Here is a 19,958-nt window from a genome sequence, read left to right on the forward strand (position 1 = left end):
CCAAATAGCTATGATTTCGACCGATCAACTTGAAATGATATGTGCCTGTTGTTTGTGGATGAAGTGACATGTCGAATTTTCACGAAATTCCCCTATAAGCGCTTGAGACTATGCAGTTAATCGGGCACAATCGGCACAACTTTTAACGAGGTAGCTCATGGGAATTGAATTGGTGAACGCAGGCGAAACTTTGGCCGCGATTGTAGTAAGTAACGAACTTAGCAAACAAGCAAACGGTGGCGGCGACAATCCGCAATCGAGCACCAATGGGGATTCCGCAGCGACTTGCGCCAATTGTGGTACTAGCCTGGCAGGTGCGTATTGCTATGCTTGCGGACAGTCTTCGCATATCCATCGCTCATTGCTGCACATGTTTGAAGAAGTTTTGCATGGCATCTTTCATTTTGATACCAAAGCCTGGCGTACTATTCCAGCCTTAATCAGACGCCCAGGTCAATTAACTAAAGACTACATTCAGGGCAAACGTACCTCTTACGTATCGCCACTCGCCTTATTTTTATTCTTGATCTTTGTGATGTTTTTCGTTTTTTCATTGACGATGAAAGATCCAAGTAATGAGATCTTGAATATTCCAGAATCACGTGAAACCGTAGTCAAGGAATTAGCCAATAGCCAGGCTAATCTCGCTGAAGAACAAGCAAAACTGAAAACCTTGCCAGCCAACAGCGGTGACGCACGAGAATTGCGTTTGAGCATACGTGAAACGCAACTCGAAATCCGCCAATGGCAAGACAGTCTGGACGCTTTAGATGGTAAAGAATTTGATAATAAAGCAGCTCAACAAGAATTTGCCGAAGCAGAAAAAAATCTCGTACGATTGCGCACTCTGCAAGCGCAGTTGGGATATCCAAAAGAAGACGCGGACAACGTAGCCAGCTTTTCCATCGAATCAAGTACATCCAGTAAGTCTGAAGCATCTGCTAGTGCAAGCTCTGGTGCATCCACCAGCACTGATATTGCAGCAATCAAACCATGGGATCTTCGTGAGGAAATTCGTTTCGCAAAACGAGAACTCAAGTTCTACAGGAAGCGAATAACAAAAGCAAATAAATCAGGCGATACATCAAAGTCAGCGGAGAATAGTGGAAAAATAGGACTTTCTGCTTCCGCAGACTCAACTGCATCCACAGAGCAGGCCAAAAACAAACCAGCAGCCTCGACTAGCCAGACTAGCCAGGCTAGTGACACTGAAAACTCACCTCAAGAAAAAACCGAAGGTGAAGACGACACGAACAATTTATCGGACATTCCTTATGTCGGAAAAGCCTTAGCCCATGCGGACAAAAATCGTGCGCTGACACTGTATAAGATGAAGAAAAATGCCGCCAGCTCGGCCTTTTTGTTGATGCCTATTTCACTGCCTTTCTTGTGGTTGCTATTCGCCTTCAAACGCAAGTATGTGATGTTTGACCACGCTGTGTTCTCGCTGTATTCGCTGTCTTTTATGTGCCTGTTGTTAATGCTCATATCGATTTTGGCGCGGTTTAATTTTACGGGCACAGCTGGACTCTTATTTTTGACGGTGCCGCCTATACACATGTTCAGGCAATTGCGCCAAGCCTATGATCTGGGCGTGCTGAGTACGCTATGGCGCACCGTCGCTTTGTTGCTGATTGCCTTTCTGTCTTTATTGATTTATGCCACCGTAGTGACGATGTTAAGTACCTGATCAAGAGAGACAACGATGACCATTTTTATCGCCTTACTGCGCGCTGTGAATGTCGGCGGCACCGGAAAATTGCCCATGAAAGATCTGGTTAGCATCTGTGAGGCGATAGGATTTCAACAGGTAAAAACCTATATCGCCAGCGGCAATGTGCTGTTTAGTAGCAAACACACTGCGCAGCAATGTCGCGATAAATTGGAAGCAGCCTTACAAGACTATGCCGGCAAACCGGTCGGTGTATTTATCCGTACGCCACAAGAACTGCAAAGTCTGATTGAACATAACCCCTTTGCAGGCAAGGAAGGCAATCGCAGTATTTGTCTATTCCTTGATGAGACACCCATACCCGCGATGATAGACCTGGCGAAAGGTCGGCGTGAGGAACTGATCGCTTGTGGAGAACGTGCTTTTTATGTCTATTATGGCGATGGCATGGCAGATTCTAAACTAACGATTCCTGCTGCTAAATCTGGTACTGCGCGCAATTTGAATACAGTGCAGAAATTATGTCAGCTCGGCCTGCAGATGCAAACCTAAGCTGGCTGTCTTTAGGCTATCCTTAGTGTATTTCCTACGTAGACGACAAGCGTTGCACTATCGCACGTGCGAATCGTTGCGGCGCTTGAGGATCCAGCTCCAAGAACAATTCTGGTTCCAGCAATTCAAGTTCCATCAACAAAAACTGCTCATCACGTAAGACACCATCCACCCTAGCATAGCAAGGCATGGACTTTACCGCTTGCAAAATCTCCAATGCCTGGGCACGCATCGCTGGCGGAGCCTCTATCGCTTCTACACTTCCGCCATGATCTGATTGCACACGGAAGTCACCTGCCTTCGCGCGTTTGATCAAGGCATGACTATATTCACCATCAAAGAAAATTAGAGACCATTCCCCCTCACGCATGATCTCTGGCATGAAGGGCTGCACCAGGAATTCTTGTTCAAGGCGCCATGCAGAAAATTCGCGATTCACCTGCTCGCAGTTATCCGCATTGACCCGCAGAGTACGCCAGGCGCCTGCCGACTGTACCGGCTTCACGACCAATTCTGGACTCGCCAGCAAAGTCATTAATTCAGGCAAAGTATGTTGATCATTCGGACTAAGGCAATAACTGGGGATCACTGGCAATTGCAGCTGGCTCAGTTCGAATAAATATTTTTTGTTCAGATTCCATTGCAAAGTATCCAAATCATTAATGACTTGCACGCCGCACGTGCGAAGCTGATCTAACCATAATAAAAATGCCGGTAGTTTTTCGTGATAATCCCAAGGACAACGGATAAGAATCGCATCAAAGCTTTGCCAATCCACACTATGGTCGTCCCAAACACAGAGTGAAGTTCTAACTTTCAACGCAGATAAGGCTGGTAACAATAATTTTTCGCCACCAAATAATTCAGGTAAATCGGCGCTGGTGACAACTGCTAAATGCAAGGTTTTTGACATGAATATTTCCAAAAATACTGATAGATATTTGCTGCGCTGAATTGATCCTTGGGCGAATAATTTGAAATCGAATCACAAAGAATTCGGTCACATAGACTCACCAGCGAAGCGCATATATTACTCACTATCAACATAAGTGAAAACTGAATTCTCGACTAGGCAATAGTAGATACCACTTTGCATATCATTCCAATAAACTACTTGCAAATCAATATATTAATAAAATACGTCTTAACACCAGTCGATTTTCATCGTCATCCAAAACAAATTTCAATTACCACTACAATAGTTTAAACAGCTTAAACTTAATATTATTTAATTACGTATTTTCCTACGCGAATCAGCGAGATTGGTAAATTTGAAGGCAGAATTAGCAACTCGCAAAATTTTCTTCGGTTTGTGGCTTCGTAAGTATTTTTCTAGCCTGTTAAAAAACAACTATTAACTTTCCGTTAAGCTAATTCTCTGTTCTACTTCTTCAGGATTGCAAACTATAACCAACATAATGGGCTATTGATGAACTATCGAAAGTTGGGCGCAATCGTTAAAGCAACAAGAAGTACCTCAATTGAATAAAACAAAATAAACCAACCTAACCACAAAGTCTGGGAGAGACAGATGCAAAAGAAAATTCTATCGAGTTTGCTCATTGGATTAGCCTTGAGCGCCTCCGGCAGTGTCACAAGCAATGCCGCCGAAAAGAAAGTATGGATCACCATCGGTGATCTCGCTTTCAATCAACTAAAACAAATATCACCAAAATACGTTCCGAAAGAAAGTCGTCTGATTGACTCGGGCAGTGTAGGTTTTGCCAGAAGCGAAACGGTACATTTGGTACAAATCGATGAGTCTGTGATGCATACCTTATCGGGTGCGATTCACAACAACCTCAAACGCTGTGCTGGCTTTGCCGCCCATGAAAGCGAAGCTGCTGGTCGCAATGCGATTACCAGTGCCGCTACAACACGGAGTTTGGCTAGCGTAGCGCCTTCTTACACCATCGACAATCAATCGGTCGTAACACCTATGCTGTCGCAGATGCAGGCATCGAATATCGGTCAAACCATCGTTGACTTATCTGCGTTTGTGAATCGCTATTACACCACCACAGGCGGTGTAAATGGTTCGAACTGGATCAAAGACAAATGGACACAAATGGCATCTGGCAAAACCAATGTCACCGTCGAACAATTCACGCACGCTGGCTGGCCACAAAAATCCGTGATCATGACTATTCGCGGTAGCGACAATGCCTCTGAAGTTGTGGTGCTTGGTGGACATCTGGACTCCATCAATACTGCAGGTACGAGTGAAAACACAAGTGCACCAGGTGCAGATGATGATGCATCCGGGATCGCCAGCCTGACCGAAGCAATCCGCGTAATGTTTGCGAATAACTACCAACCACGTCGTACGATTAAATTTATCGCGTATGCAGCAGAAGAAGTTGGTTTGAAAGGCTCCGCAGAAATCGCCAAGAAATTTAAAACTGATGGCGTCAATGTAGTCGGCGTAATGCAACTTGATATGACGAATTACAAAGGTTCAGCGAAAGACATTTATCTGTTCACTGACTACACTAATGCAGCGCAAAACACTTTCGTCTCGAATCTGATTACAACCTATCAACCAAGCTTGACTATCGGCTCTGATAGCTGCGGTTACGCCTGCTCTGACCATGCATCGTGGAATGCACAAGGCTATCCAACTTCTATGCCATTTGAAACGGCAATGAATGAAGATAATCCTAAAATTCACGGTCCGGGCGACACTTATGCCAACATGGGTAGCCAAGCCAATCACGCTTTGAAATTTGCTCGCTTGGGCGCTTCATTCGCGGTTGAATTGGGTAGCGATGGCCCAGCTTTGCCACCAGCAACGACCGCATTGACAAAAGACGTGTCTGTCGCTGTAAGCGGTGCTGCCAACGCTCAAGCTAACTACAGCTTCGTGGTACCAAGCGGTGCCAGCAACCTGACCTTTAAAACTTCAGGCGGCACTGGTGACTTAGATATCTATACACAATTAGGTAGTTTGCCAACCACCACATCTTATTTGCAAAAATCCGATGGTGCTAATAATACTGAAACTATCACGATTGCTGCGCCAACTGCAGGCACCTACTATTTGTTGACGAATGCAGCCTCCGCGGTCAGTGGCGCATCGTTGGTTGCGAGTTACCAAACTTCGGTACCTGGCAATGTATTGACTAGCGGTGTGTCTGTCAGCATCGGCAACTTGGCGATCAACGCGACCAAGACTTACACCATCGTCGTACCTAGTGGAAAGTCTACTCTGACATTTAAAATGACAGGTGGCACCGGTGATGGCGATATCTATGCCAAGCTAGGCGCTGCGCCAACGACCACAGTCTATGATAAGAAATCGGATGGTTCTACCAATACCGAAACTATTACATTCTCCGCACCAGCAGCAGGCACTTACTACTTGTTAGTGAAGGCATATGCGGCGATGAGCGGTGCGAGTTTGGTCGCAACTGTTCAGTAAGACTATGCCAGTAACGTGTCAATAGCGACCGATCACTATCCGGATCGGTATGCTAAATAGAAAAGCCAGCAAGATGATCATCTTGCTGGCTTTTTTCTATGAGAAGAATGAGATATGAATATACGAAGAAGAAATCAAAAAGTCTTCACCAACATTAGTCGAAATGAACGCGATTCCAAGGGATGAAAATGCATGTCCTCACGCGGCGTCGACTCTCCCTTTAGCTGAGAGGCATAATAATAGTCAATCGCCGAATCACGTCGGTTACTTAAATTGAAGCCCTCCAATTCTAGCTTCAAGCTAGGATTAAATTTATAGCTGATACGTCCATTCAAAGTTGCACTGCCTTTTGATCGGATAGAGTTATTTTCAATCAAAGCGCGTGGACCAAAATAGCGCATGCGCAATGCGCCTGACCATGCACCAAGTTTTTCAAAATTCAAAGCAAGCTGAGCGACGCCTTCGACCGCGCCAATCACGTAATTGCCTGATGCTTCAACACCACGTGACCTGGCTTTAGCGTAAGCGGCATCAAAGTCTATCGACAACCAATCACTGGCTTGATACGAATTCGATAATTCGATTCCATGACGCCGACTTGGACGCCCCGCTTCCGTCGTGCCTGCATCACCAACAAAGCTGAGTTCAGAATCAAAATCTAAGCGATATACCGCCAGACTCGATTGCAAACCTGGTATCCATTCAGAACGCATACCCAATTCCAATCCACGAGCAGCAACCAAGCCAGGTGATTTCTGAGTCGCCTCCAAGCTTTGCGGATCGACGGTAGTTAAGGTCGCTCGTGCATCATTACTATGAAATCCACGACCTGCATTCAGATAAAACTCCGTCTTAGCCCACGGCCCCAGAATCAAACTGGCAACCGGACTCGTCATCTGGTCATTGGCCTTGCCAGAGTTTTCCAATCGATCGCTATTCACCTGAAACCGATATTGATCGTGGCGCACACCAAGATTGCTACGCAAACTTTCGGTCCAACGTGTACTCACGTCGAGATACATGGCTAGACTAGTTTCGACGATATGATCTTGCCGTACCGTGGAGAGTTGCTGACGCGCTTTCGTCTTGTGTAATCCATTAAAAATATTGTCGTTCTGTAGTTGGGCTCCGATAGTGATATCCGTATTCTTGCCATTGATATGCGAGTGCCAGGTATGGCTTGCATTCATACCACTGGTAACACGCTTATCAGGCTGGCTGAATTGATCGCCATTCACAGGATCATCCATAAAATATGTAAAATTCGAATACAAATCCAATCCACTCTGGATCACATACGCACTAAGCTTGCTTGCCTCCTCACTCGTCGTGTTGCGCCAAACGCCCGACAAACTATAGCGATGCGACTCGCCGCCATCGCTGCTATCTACCGTATCAAATCGATCTAACTGAGCTTGCTGTACCGCACGCAATGGAATTTGATCAGTCGAATTCCATTTACCTCGATAGAGCATCGCGCTCATATTGAAACCATTATTCGCAAAGCCTTCACTGTAGCGAAAGACCGCATTCAATTTTTTGAAATTATCAGGATGTACGAAAGGACCATCATTGCTCGTAGTCTCGATCGCATACAAAAAACTTCCATCCAGCGCATCCGGCGAACCTGCGATCAATGCACGCCGGTAAGCATTCTGACCTAGCGTCACACTCGTAATACTTTGACTGAGCCGATTTGCGTATGTCATAGCGGCACTGCCCGCCGCAGAGAAATCACCGGTCGTCGATGAATAAGGGCCTTTCTTATAATCCATTCGTGCTGTCAATTCTGGGATCAAGAAATTTAAATCAGTCCAGCCCTGTCCATGTGAATGACTGCGTTGATTGACCGGCATCTCGTCCACCGTCGTGCGCAGATCGGTACCGTGATCCAAATTAAAACCGCGTAAATAGAATTGGTTCGCTTTACCTTCACCACTATGCTGACTGACAATCAAGCCTGGTATCGCTTCTAATAATTCCCCAGGTCTATACGTCGTGAGGTTTTCCAATTTCTTCCGCCCTACCATACCTGCGTTGGCAGCGTCTAATAGTCCCAGTTGGCTGGACTTCGATCCATCAATCGCAACTCTATGCAAAATGGAATCACCAGCATAAACCTGTTGATGAAAAATTCCTGCAATCAGCAAGAACAATACGCGTGGCTTCATAAAAGATAAGAATTTATTCAAACAAAAAATCTAAAAAAAAGCGCCGAATGGCGCTATCTACTCATACACTGTCTCAATGTACTGTCTCAATGCAATCTATTCACACTGGCAATCGATGCTCAGGGAAAAACGGTTTCCCGTTTACTACGGTTAAACATCAGGGTTTGAACGACACCGTTCTTATTAATATTCAGTGTATTCACCTGATCGCTTAAGAAATCAGTCAGTACAGCCTGTCGTATCATCACTTGTTCAGGCAGAGCGCGTTGCTCCAATTCTTGAAAAATAATGACGCTAGTCGGATCGACTTTTAAGCCTACCCATTTCAGCGGCAAGACGCCTTGCTGATCGCTGAGTGAAAACTGTTTCTCAAAATATTTCTTAAATACCTGGATATCTTCAGGATCACTTAAATCAAATTGACGCTGATACAGATTTTCTAGAATCGCTTCAACATCATGTGCCATAAACGTATGCACGATTTCTGTATTCCCAGAATTAGGATTCATGCTGATATCTGTGATACCAGCATGAAACCGATGAGCATGTGCCAGGGCACTAACCGCGATCAATGCGCCTAACAAAGAAACTTTAACAACTTTAAAACGATTCAACATGCTCATCTCTATCTGATTTACTGCACTAAGCTACTACGCTAAGTTACTACCTTATTTTACTTCTTTAACCGCAGCTTTAGCCGCAGGCCTAGTAGCCTTAGCTGGAGCTTTAGTTTCTACTTTTGTTTCCTTTGCTGCTGGTGCCGCCGCTGACGGTACCGCTGCTGGCGTTGAAGCTGGCGCTGTCGTAGCGTCTTTTGCGTCAGGCTTAGCATCCGTTCTCAAAGGCGTATTGTAATCCGCCATCATGTCGCTTGGTGGGAAGTTCATTTTGAACAATTCCAAACGCGATTGCGTGATCTTACGTGGCCAAGAATTATTATTGGTGTCGATATCGGCTGTTTCCAAATAAGGATCTTGCGTCAAGCTCACCATAGGCTCATCAGTCACGATCAGCTTAGTAAATTTCTTGGAGTTGTAGCGCCAGATTTCCGCTGGGATACGTTGAATGACTTTCTTACCGCTTTGAAGTTGGATTTCCAAAATCAAAGGCATGACCAAACCGCCGACGTTGGAGAAGTCAACCAGATAGAAATGCTTGCCAGATTTCAGCATCGCTTTTTCATCGTCGTCCAAACCCTTCATCATGTCATTGTAATTATTCCGGTCTTTATTCGTGACCGTGAAATCATCATGTTGATTGTAGAAGTCTTTGAGTTCAGGATGAGAATCTAAACGGCGCTCCAATTTACCTTTGTCAGTTTGATTGGCTGTAGAAATCGGTTCAGCATCTTTCTGCGCACGACGCCATGCTTTCTCAACTTCTGGATCTTTTGTAGACATCGTGTATTCAACGATACCATCGATACTGATATCGACCGGATCAGTCGTGTAGAACCAACCGCGCCAGAACCAATCTAAATCCGTACCAGATGCATCTTCCATCGTGCGGAAGAAATCCGCTGGTGTAGGACGCTTAAATTTCCAACGCTGTGCATATTCCTTGAACGCGAAGTCAAACAATTCACGACCCAAAATCGTTTCACGCAAAATATGCAAACCGGCTGCCGGTTTCGCGTAGGCATTTGGTCCAAATTGCAAAATCGATTCTGAGTTAGTCATGATAGGCACTTGACCTTGACTCTTCATGTAATCAACGATGCCACGTGGTTCGCCGCGTGTGCCAGGATAATTTTCTTCCCATGCTTGTTCAGCCAAACTTTGCACGAAGGAGTTCAAGCCCTCATCCATCCACGTCCACTGACGTTCGTCGGAATTGACGATCATAGGGAAATAGTTATGACCGACTTCATGAATAATCACACTAATCAAACCGTATTTAGTCCGTTTGGAATAGGTGGATTCACCTGTCTTTTTATCTTTAGTCGGACGACCGCCGTTGAAAGACAACATAGGATATTCCATACCGCCTTGTGGGCCATTCACAGATTGTGCGATTGGATATGGATAATCGAGGGAGAATTTATTGTATTGCTCAATCGTATGAATAATCGCTTGAGTTGAATATTGTCCCCACAAAGGATTCGCTTCTTTCGGATAGAAAGACATCGCTAAACCAGTACTAGTACCGGCTTTGTAACCTTGCGCATCCCAGATGTATTTACGTGAAGATGCCCAAGCAAAATCACGTACATTCTTCGCTTTGAAATGCCAAGTTTTGCTGCTTGTCGCGCGTGACTTTTCAGCTTCTTCCGCTTCTTTTTGCGTCACAATCACGACTGGCGTTTTTGCAGTACGTGCTTGCTTTAAACGATCGAGCTGCGTTGCTGTCAAGATTTTGTCAGCATTGCTCAATTCGCCAGTAGCAGAAACTACGTGATCACTAGGCACGGTCAATTGCACATCGTAATCACCGAATTCCAACGTAAATTCGCCCGAGCCCAAGAACTGCTTATGCTGCCAGCCATACACATCATAGTAAGCCGCCATGCGTGGGAACCATTGTGCGATTTCGAAGATGTCATTCTTATCTTCTTTGAAGTGCTCGTAGCCATCACGACCGGCGAGTAATTTACCGTTACCGATGTTGTAATTCCAATCGATACTAAACACGAACTTTGCACCAGGCTTCAATGTTGATGGCAAATCAATGCGCATCATCGTGCGGTTGATGACGTATTTCAATGCCTGACCATCAGCACCCTTGACGCTACCGATTTTAAAACCGCCGTCAAAATTGTCACGTTCGTTCATCATCGCCATTGCTTGGAAACTCACCGCATTCGGGTTTTTCCATGCATCACGGGAAGGCAAAGTGCGCGTTTTATTCGCATCAGAATCAGAACGGAAAATGTTTTGATCCAATTGCACCCATAGATAATTCAAAGTATCTGGTGAATTATTATGGTAAGTAATCGTCTCAGCACCAGTGATGGCGCGCTTGGATTCATCCAGGCTGGCGCGAATCACATAGTCAGCACGTTGCTGCCAGTAGGCGTGGCCTGGCGCACCGGAAGCCGTACGGACAGATGTTGGCGTTGGCAATAAATCTTCTATTTGACGAAACTTATCGTCGGATTGGCCACCTGCAAAGGCGGGCATGCTCAAACATAAGAGCACTAATGACACTGGCAAACGCATTATGTTTTACTCCGTGAAGTGGAAGAAAATGGGATAAATAAGTTGAATTCGAATTAAATTCGCATTGATTTTTGATTTACTTCTAGAAAAATCCCCGACACTTAGAACACACGAACCAGCAAAAGTTCCGCGAACAGGACAAGATTTCAATGAACTCTGCGTAATCTTGCATGGCTAGGGGAGATGTCGTATATTCATTTCCAAATGGAAAGCTTGGCATACGCTATTATCGAAGCCTGCTCCACCGCACAAAAATATTATTTTCCTTAAGCGTCTTCGTCTCAATATAGAAACCCTAGGAATATCGCGCAAAATACCCTCAACAATGGCTACTCAATCAAATTCATACTTGGAAACATCATGCCCAAATTCATACAAGCGAGATGGTCAATAAGCACTTTCACCTTTGCTGTCGGCCTCGCGCTCAGCTTTGTGTTCAGCTTTGTGAATTTTGAAGCGCGTGCTCAAACGTCCGGGTCAACGATCAATCCCAATAAGGCCACAGACTCTGACGACGTTATCAGCAGCGATCGCCCGGGTTTTGTGGAGTCGAGCAAAGTGATGGGACGAGGTCGATTTCAATTTGAGTCAGGTTTAGGCTTAACGAATAACAATCAACAAGGCGTACGCGAAACAAGTACCAGCCTTCCCTTTCTACTCCGCTACGGTAGCGCCGATACCTGGGAACTAAGGCTGGAAAGTGATGGCTGGACTCAGGTTCGCACGCGTCAGGCCGATCAATCAGTCAGCCGCCAACACGGTTACACCGATCTCAACCTCGGCCTCAAATGGCATATGCAAGATGGCGATGAGACCAAGGCTCAAGCAGCGATTGCATGGTTAGCTGGCTTGGATCTCACCACAGGCTCGGCAGCATTTCGCGGCGCAGCTGCTACGCCTTCGGTGCGCATGGTCGCAGAATGGGAATTGCCGCAGGATTTTAGCTTTGCGATCATGCCGGGAATTTCATGGGAAAGGAACGATACCGGCAAACGATTTAGCAAAGGCATTTTGGGATTGACATTGGGTCACGCTCTAAATGAGCATTGGAATGCCTATGTAGAATTGAGTGGCGAACAACTCGCAGCCAAACACAATGGAGGCTCAGTTGTCAGCTATGGTGCAGGCGTCAGTTGCATCGTCACTCGCGATGTGCAAATAGACTTCTCCATGGCGAAGCTTTGGTCGGGAAACGCGCCGAATTTGCAGGCGGGCTTGGGCTTTTCATTACGTTTCTGAAATTATCAAACAACAATCACCACAGCTCGTATTCTTAATTTTTATGAATTTCAAGGAAGGCCCCTGTCAGAGCAGGATTAAACTGTGGTTTTATCTGGCATTCCTCAGCAATTCCTCGCCAAGATTGCCAAGCACACCATAAAACCTCAGGGATTTTCGGTAAAATGAGAAGCTTCATTTACGTTTACTTCTATCGGCCAAGACTATGGTCGCTCATTTTCGATTAGGTTTTTTGTCATGTTTAAACAATTCAAGCAATCAATTTTGGGGCGCACATTAGCTAACACTGATGACACCGACAAGCTTGAATCGGATACGCACACTGATCTTCGCCGCCACAATCCAATTGCGACGAATGCTGATGTCGGGAAACCGCAAGAAAGCATTCTTGATCAAATAGATAAAGAATGGGATTTACAACAGGCCGCGTACGCTCGCTCCAAAGTTGAGCGTGACATGTTGATCGACGCCAACAGCCGCGTCAATTTCGAACAAGAATTATTAATCAAAGTTCGCACCCGCCTGCAAGCAGAGAAACAAGCTGAAAAATTAGCTGAGCAGCGTCTGGAAAGCGAGCAGCAAGCGCTGGAATTGCATCAACAGAGAGTCGCCAAAGAACAAGAAGCTGAAAAAGCCGCGCAAAATACTTTAGAAATTGAAGAGCAATTGCGATTAACGGCACAGCAGCTCCACGATAGCGAAGCCGCCGCACATGCGGCAGCTACCAACCAGCTTAAAGTCCATCAACAAGCGACGCTGACTGCACAAGAACGTGTACAAATCGAGCTGCAAACACAAAGCATCACGGCGCAAAAACTACAAGCCGAATCTGAATTATTACTCGCTTTGCAAAGCAATTCCGTCAAAGAACAAGCAACGCTAGACGAGGCACAACAGCGCTTAAGTACCGAACAAGAATTAGCTCAAGTGAGTGCGCAACGTGTCGCCGAAGAACTCACTTTACAAGCGACTATTCAACAACGCATACAAGCAGATCAAGAAGCAGAACGGCTAGCGCGTGAACGTCTGCAAGCTGAACAGGCCGCCATCGACGCTCTGCATCGCAATGAACAACTAGAGCTGCAACTGATACAAACGAATAACGCCAAAGTAGAAGCGGAAAACGAACTACTTAAAACCACTAGACTCAAAATATCTGTTGAGCGTGAAGCGAAACTCAAGAGCACTGAGCGTTTATTAGTGAGTCGCCTCGCAGAACAAAAAGCTCAGGAAAGAATGGCCAGCGAGGCAGAACTTGCCAATCTGATCCAAGAAAAAATTTTGGCGGAGACGGCTTTAATGGAATCAGCAGTCGCCTTGTCTATCGACGAAGACAAGGCTGAACAAGCAGCAAAAAACAAGCTAGAACTAGAACTATTAGCGACACAAAAAGCGGAAGAGCACGCCATCGCCGACCATGAAGCCTTACTCCACAGCCAACGTCGCCAAGCCGCTGAAGCTGATCTATTAGCACAAGTCGAAGCCCGTACCCGCGCCGAACGTAGCGCGCAAGAAGTCTCCGCATTGCAATTAGCAGCAGCACAAGAAGCGGCACAAACTGCAGAAAAACGCCTGCAAGCAGAACGTGATGCAGAAACCGCGGCACGCCAAAGACAAAGCAACGACCAACTCGCCATAGAGGCAGAACAACAACGTCTGGCACACGAACAATCTTTGTTGGAAGCAGCCCAACGATTAGCCGCAGCAGAACTCGAAGCAGAAACGATTGCCAGAGAACGGGTATCGATCTCCCTTCAAGCACAACAAAAAGCACTACAACGGCAGCAAGCAGAAATTGATGCGCAACGCTTGGTTGAACAAAGAATTTTGACTGAAGCGGAATTACTCAAATCCACACAAGACCAAATCGCTCTGGAAGCAAATGCAGACCAACTATTACAAACCCGACTGGCGCAAGAAAATATTCTGAAACAACAAGCAGAAGAATTACAAAAACTAGAAACGCAACATACCGACATACAACAACGCAAAACGCAAGCGGAGCAACAAGGCATCACCTTGCGCCATGACAGGCTGGAATTAGAACAAGAATTACAAAGCGTACAGTTGAAACGACAAACACTAGAAACTCAAGTTGCGCAACTACATGTCGACGCGGAAAATTTAAGTGCACAAGTCGAACAAGAAAGATTATTGCTGACGCAAGCACATGAAAAAATTGCACACGAATTAGATTTAAGCGCCAAAGCGAAAGCAAGATTGCAGGCAGAAAAGGCAGCGACTGTGATCGCTCAACAGCGGATTTTGCGCGAGCAAGAAGCCGAAGCTTTAGCGCGCGAACGGGCAGAACACGAAACACAAAATATCGCTACAGAACAAGCAAGGCTCGCAGCGCAAGATCAGGCAATTGCTGCAGAACAGGCGCGGCAGGCAGCCGAAGAACAGGCGCAAGCTTTAGCTGCACAGTGTCAACAAATCGCGCAAGAAGTTGATGAACGCGATGCGCAATTATTGCGAATGCAGCGACTAGCTCAAGATCCACAACTGTCTTTGGAAATCGAATTACCAGAGCAATTAGCAACTACAAGCACAACAACATCAGCAAATGCCCATGATGAATTCAACATTTCCAACCATGCCGAAGTTGCTGCCGACATAGGCTCAGCCTTAGTTCAAGTCAATTCCCGCATCGACAACAAAGACGATTTCGAACTATATTTAGAAACTGTCAATCGTTCCAAGCCACGCGTCAGTTCCTTCACTATAGCTCTCATACTCACCGCGGTTATTGCGGTGGCAGGCTATTGGTGGTGGCAACAGCAAGCTGCACAAGAAGCGCTGAAGTCGAAGAAAGTGACGGCTACACAAGTCAACACACGGGGTAACAATAAAACGAATTCAACTAGCGAATTTGATAAGAGTAAAGCATCAAATTCTACAATTCAAGATCAATTATTTCAGCCCAAATTAGATAAACATTACGAACAACTCAAACGCTGATAAATTGACGCGATACACATTTAAAATTTGCCTAAAGCAATCACACCAGCAGCAATAAACAATGCCCCAAGCAAGCGTTGTACGCGATCGCCTTCGTCTAACAAATGACCGCCTATCAAAGCCGCAAATAGCATCGACACTTCACGTGCCGGTGCGACGTGGCTGAGTGGTGCAGCCTGCATTGCATACAACACGAGCACATACGAAATCGGACTAATCGCACCGACGACGAACGCATACTTCCATTCTTTTTGCCACGAGCTGAGGGTCGCTGCGGTATCACGCAACAGGGCGGGAAGTAACAAACCTATTCGTACAAAATTGCCGAAGTAATCGACCAAAATCGGTGACAGCATCAAGACTTTGACGGTATAACCATCAAGCACCGTATATGCGGCAATAAATAGGCCCGTGCATAGGCCGTAAAAAATCCCTTTACGAATTCTCAATGCACCTGCGTGATGATCTGAACCATCAGCAGATGCTTGCGAACTTGCGTCCTTCACTTGGCGCAAAGAGCGCAATAAGCGCGGACCACCTGCAATCAAAAATACACCTCCGACCACAGCTAACACGCCTGCACCACCAATCAGGGTTAAATGCTCGCCCAAAAATAAGATCGCAACCGCAGAAGATATCAAAGGACCGGAACCACGCGCCAAGGGATACACCACGGTCAAATCTGCTTTGCGATAACCGCGCAGCAAAGTAATGAAGTACAAAACGTGCAACAGACCACTCGCCGCGATAAATGCCCACTCTAACCAACCCCAGGCTGGCACTACGTCCCATCCCACATACAAACCGACGGGTGCCCACACGGCTGCCATGATGAGCGAACTAAAACCAGCAAAACGCACATCACCGCCCGCTTTTTTTGCAGCGATGTTCCAAAGAGCGTGAATCAGACCAGCGAGAATAACGAGAAGAAAGGCGGAGGTAGACACAGGATTCCTGAAAGATTTGAGACTGGGATTTGAGACTAATATTGGGCACTAACAAAGTTAGTGCAGAGTGTAGCAAACATCCTCAAAAAATCTCGCATGATTGGTATTAAGGAAGGCAAATAAAATCAGAAACGGTTTTATTATTGCAAAATTACCTCATTGTTTTTCTAGTCATAAATCCTTAAAAAATCTACACTGAGAGCTGCAAAATTTTTGTCAATAAGTTGAAAGGCAAGACATGAAACATTTTCTATTGTTGCTCATTGGCGGTCTTGCACTATACGGGATCTGGCAATTGACAACGCCCTTGCTGCGAAAAAACGCTACGCAAGCCATCTCCAGACATGGGCTACGTATCGTCGCATTTATTCTGATTTTGGTCATTTTATTGATCACAGCCTATTACACACCTGCACTTCATTTACTCTAAACAGGACGCTCTATGAAATCTTTTTTCTCCAAACTTGCTCCACTCGCTTTATTTTCCTGCGTCGCGATCTTGTCCGGCTGTACCCAAATTGATACCGGCAATGTCGGTGTCGAACGCACTCTGGGCAAGGTAGGCAAAGATGCTTTGCCGCCCGGCGTGTACTTCACCGTCTTTAAAACCGTGGATGAGTTCACAGCGAAAGAAGTCAGTTTTCAATTGCAAGACATGACGCCAAAAAGCCGTGACAATCTCACGATGAAAGACGTCGACATCGATATCTATTTCAAAACCATGCCTGCCGCAATTCCCGGCCTTTACACCAAATATCAAGGCGATGTGGTGCAGCACAAACAAGTCGTGAAAGACGGCACCAGCGATTTGGTCATCGCCTACAGCCGTGTATCACGTGAAGCCCGTGAATCGGTCTATAAATCGATTGCCCAATTAGACGCCACCACCATGCACACCAAGCGCACCGAATTGGCAGAGATGGTCAGAGCTAGTCTACAAGCGGAGCTGGATGCTAACGATAAGGGCGCGTTCTTGATCACGGCGGTGAATGTACGTAATTTACTAACCGATCCAGCGATCGAAGCAGCCATCCGCCAACGTGCTGAAACTGATCAGGCGATACAAAAGAAATTAAAGGAAGTCGATCTGGCACGCGCCGAAGCTGAACGTCTGATCGTACAGGCAGAAGGCGAAGCAAAAGCGAATAAAATCATTAGCGAGTCTTTAACACCGGCGCTCAAAGAATTACGTCTGGCAGAAATTCATCGTGATGCAGCGATTGCGGTTGCTTCAAAGGCTGGCAATACCGTCTTAATGGGTAATGCAACGCCCTTAATTAGTGTTAACAAATAAGGTGAACAAATAAGCTCAAGAATTCTTTAAACGCAGCGATCTAGGCAAAGACAACCTCGCCTAGTTCACCGCACTACATTGACATTCGGTGCGCAGCACCCAATCCCCAATATTTAACAAATAAGCTTTTCCTTCAATGCTATGATCGCACCACTATGATTTAGTAGGACTTACGCAAAATTGCGCTAGCTAGAGCCTGCTCTCGAATGCTTAAATCGGGGGCACTGAGTCGAAGGCAGTACAATTGCTTGGCCTGCCCCTGCGAAGGCAGGGGACGAGACGAACGTAACGACGCTAGCGTCTGTTTTGCGTAGGTCCTACTTAGACTTCTTTTCAGGAAAACGCCATGAATAAGCCTCTCAAAATATTTGCGATTGCCGTCTCGTCTATTCTGCTCATCATCGGTGCCGGCATTGCCTACCTTAGTTTGGTATTTGATCCGAATCAGTTTAAATCGCAATTAGTAGAACTAGTCAAAGACAAGAAACATCGTACTCTCAGTATTGATGGCAATATTCAACTTAAGTTCTTTCCTAAACTCGGTGTCAGTTTAGAAAAAATCAAACTCTCAGAATTCGAATCCCCGACGCAATTCGCAGCACTTGAGCAAGCACAGGTATCACTCGCGCTCATGCCCTTACTGCAAAAACAAATCGTGATCGATAAAGTCTCGCTGCACGGCTTACAACTACGTTATCAACGTGATGCTGCTGGAAAATCGAATATCGATGATTTACTCGCCAAAGAACCAGCTACAGATGCCAGCCCTGAAAATGCCCCCAAACAGGCGATGCGTTTTGATATAGAAGGCATCGATATTGCACGTTCACAATTTGAGATTGACGATCAAAAAGCACAACTGCAGGGCAGCATTAAAGACTTGAATCTGAACACAGGCAAAATCAGCGATAAGAATAAAACGCCGGTTAAATTTAGTGCGACCATCAGTTTTCAGCAACCCAAAGCCGACGCGCACATAGAATTAAATACCTCATTACGGTTTGACCTTGCACAAAAAAATCTAGACCTGCAAGATTTCAAAACGCAAATTGCTGGCAAGCTGGGCGCAGACACTATCAATCTACAGATAGAAACAGCTGCAATGAATTTGAGTCCACAACAAGGCGCCAGCGAACAATTAAGCATCACGGCAAAATCAGACGGCGCGCAATCGCTCAACGCGAAATTGATACTCAATAAATTAGCAATGTCCGATAAGAAATTAAGCCTAGGCGCAATCGAGTTACATGCCGAGGCAAAGCAAGGTGGCGCGTCAAAACTCATCGATTTAAAATCGAATCTGACGATGGACATGGAAACTCAACTGTTGCAGTTACCGCAATTGGCGATTCAGCTCGCATTAAAAGATCCGAAACTGGCGCAAACTGACATTGCCATACCCATCACAGGACATGCCGCGATCAATCTAAAAGAAAAGAGTATCGATACAACGCTCGCCGCTAAATTTGACGAAACCCAATTGCACACCTCGGTGCAGATGCAGAATTTTTCCACCCCTGCAATCCGCTTCAAAGTAGATATCGACAAGCTAAATTTAGATCGTTATATCAAAGCATCCGCGCCAGAAACAGCTTCTGAGAATAAAGAAGAAGATCTGAATCTGGCTGGCTTAAAATCTTTAAACCTGAACGGCACGGTCAATATCGCGGCATTACAGGTAAAAAATTTGCACATCAACCAAGTACAGTTACCGATTAAAGCGTCGCAAGGCGAATTTTATATAACAGGTATCGCCGCACAACTATACCAAGGCAGCGTCGCCGGTGGTATGCATTTTGATGTTGATGGCAATCGCTTTCAGATGCAACAAACTCTGAGCAATATTCAGATCAATCCGTTGTTGCTTGATTTTATGAAAAAGGACATCGTCGAGGGTCGTGGCACGCTGAGTTTGCAAATCAATACTCACGGCAAGCGCGTCTCACAATTCAAAGACAATCTCAACGGCACGATACGCACTCAATTAACAGACGGTGCGGTAAAAGGTATCAATCTGGCGAAATCTTTGCGCGAGTTTAAAGCAAAAATTTTGAACCGCAGCGATCAGCAACAAGCCGCGAACAAGAATGAAAAAACAGATTTTTCAGCGATGTCAGCTTCCATTAATTTTGTCGATGGTATCGGCAATAGTGACGACCTCGATATGAAATCACCGTTCTTACGCGTGGGTGGCAAGGGACAAGTCAATTTGCGCAATAACACACTCGATTACACCGCGCGCGCCACCATCGTGAATACTGCAGTTGGACAAGATGGTGCAGATTTATCGCAACTCAAAGACTTGACGATCCCCGTTAAAATTAGCGGTCCATTCGAGCAGCTTGGCTATCAATTACAGTTCGCCCAAATCGGTAGTGAAGCCTTGAAATCTGCATTCAAAGCCAAAGCGGCGCCAGCCTTGGAAGAGAAGAAAAAAGAATTGAAAGAGAAAGTGAATGAGCAGTTGAAGGACAAACTCAAAGGTTTGTTCACACGTTAATCAAGGAAGAGACTTCGCTTCGATTTCCCTCTATGGAAATCGA

The 19,958-nt window shown here is 45.7% G+C and carries 13 protein-coding genes; 8 read left to right on the forward strand and 5 right to left on the reverse strand.

What is annotated here, in order from left to right; all coding sequences use genetic code 11:
• The first annotated feature begins 157 nt into the window (after nt 1–157).
• Both H8K55_RS02880 and H8K55_RS02885 read left to right on the forward strand, forming a co-directional pair.
• Entirely contained in the window at nt 158–1,690 is a 1,533-nt protein-coding gene (locus tag H8K55_RS02880) for a DUF3667 domain-containing protein (RefSeq protein ID WP_186940513.1), read from the forward strand.
• A 15-nt stretch (nt 1,691–1,705) separates the two neighbouring features.
• Entirely contained in the window at nt 1,706–2,224 is a 519-nt protein-coding gene (locus H8K55_RS02885; RefSeq protein ID WP_186940514.1) for a DUF1697 domain-containing protein, read from the forward strand.
• A gap of 34 nt (nt 2,225–2,258) precedes the next feature.
• On the opposite strand, the gene H8K55_RS02890 is transcribed toward H8K55_RS02885, so the two are convergent.
• Nucleotides 2,259–3,137: an ATP-grasp domain-containing protein gene (locus H8K55_RS02890; RefSeq protein ID WP_186940515.1), complete on the reverse strand. Its 879-nt coding sequence runs from the start codon at nt 3,135–3,137 to the stop codon at nt 2,259–2,261.
• A 618-nt stretch (nt 3,138–3,755) separates the two neighbouring features.
• Here H8K55_RS02890 and H8K55_RS02895 point away from each other — a divergent pair.
• Nucleotides 3,756–5,645: a M20/M25/M40 family metallo-hydrolase gene (locus H8K55_RS02895; protein WP_186940516.1), complete on the forward strand. Its 1,890-nt coding sequence runs from the start codon at nt 3,756–3,758 to the stop codon at nt 5,643–5,645.
• Nucleotides 5,646–5,779: 134 nt separating this feature from the next.
• Here the strand turns inward: H8K55_RS02895 and H8K55_RS02900 are convergent, their stop codons facing one another.
• The 3 genes from H8K55_RS02900 to H8K55_RS02910 form a co-directional block, all read right to left on the reverse strand.
• A complete protein-coding gene (locus tag H8K55_RS02900; protein WP_186940653.1) occupies nt 5,780–7,816 on the reverse strand; it encodes a TonB-dependent receptor in 2,037 nt (678 codons plus the stop codon).
• A 119-nt stretch (nt 7,817–7,935) separates the two neighbouring features.
• Nucleotides 7,936–8,433, reverse strand: a complete 498-nt coding sequence (locus H8K55_RS02905) for a DUF6702 family protein (RefSeq protein WP_230408461.1) — start codon at nt 8,431–8,433, stop codon at nt 7,936–7,938.
• Between the two features lie 51 nt (nt 8,434–8,484).
• The gene (locus tag H8K55_RS02910; protein WP_186940517.1) at nt 8,485–10,974 is read right to left on the reverse strand and encodes a M1 family metallopeptidase; all 2,490 of its coding nucleotides are present in this window, start codon (nt 10,972–10,974) and stop codon (nt 8,485–8,487) included.
• A gap of 360 nt (nt 10,975–11,334) precedes the next feature.
• Between H8K55_RS02910 and H8K55_RS02915 the strand changes: the two genes are divergently transcribed.
• A complete protein-coding gene (locus H8K55_RS02915) occupies nt 11,335–12,213 on the forward strand; it encodes a transporter (RefSeq protein ID WP_186940518.1) in 879 nt (292 codons plus the stop codon).
• A gap of 237 nt (nt 12,214–12,450) precedes the next feature.
• A complete protein-coding gene (locus tag H8K55_RS02920) occupies nt 12,451–15,174 on the forward strand; it encodes a coiled-coil domain-containing protein (RefSeq protein WP_186940519.1) in 2,724 nt (907 codons plus the stop codon).
• A gap of 20 nt (nt 15,175–15,194) precedes the next feature.
• Here the strand turns inward: H8K55_RS02920 and H8K55_RS02925 are convergent, their stop codons facing one another.
• Entirely contained in the window at nt 15,195–16,121 is a 927-nt protein-coding gene (locus tag H8K55_RS02925; RefSeq protein WP_186940520.1) for a DMT family transporter, read from the reverse strand.
• Between the two features lie 238 nt (nt 16,122–16,359).
• On the opposite strand from H8K55_RS02925, the gene H8K55_RS02930 reads away from it, so the two are divergent.
• The 3 genes from H8K55_RS02930 to H8K55_RS02940 all read left to right on the forward strand — a co-directional run bounded on the left by H8K55_RS02930 (nt 16,360) and on the right by H8K55_RS02940 (nt 19,915).
• Nucleotides 16,360–16,551, forward strand: coding sequence for a hypothetical protein (locus H8K55_RS02930; RefSeq protein ID WP_186940521.1), 192 nt, complete (start codon nt 16,360–16,362; stop codon nt 16,549–16,551).
• 12 nt (nt 16,552–16,563) lie between these two features.
• On the forward strand, nt 16,564–17,415 hold the full coding sequence (locus H8K55_RS02935) for an SPFH domain-containing protein (RefSeq protein WP_186940522.1): 852 nt from the start codon (nt 16,564–16,566) through the stop codon (nt 17,413–17,415).
• Between the two features lie 346 nt (nt 17,416–17,761).
• Nucleotides 17,762–19,915: an AsmA family protein gene (locus tag H8K55_RS02940; protein WP_186940523.1), complete on the forward strand. Its 2,154-nt coding sequence runs from the start codon at nt 17,762–17,764 to the stop codon at nt 19,913–19,915.
• The last annotated feature ends 43 nt before the right edge of the window (nt 19,916–19,958 follow it).

This window comes from Affinundibacterium flavidum (assembly GCF_014284175.1).
Taxonomy (GTDB): domain Bacteria; phylum Pseudomonadota; class Gammaproteobacteria; order Burkholderiales; family Burkholderiaceae_D; genus Undibacterium; species Undibacterium flavidum.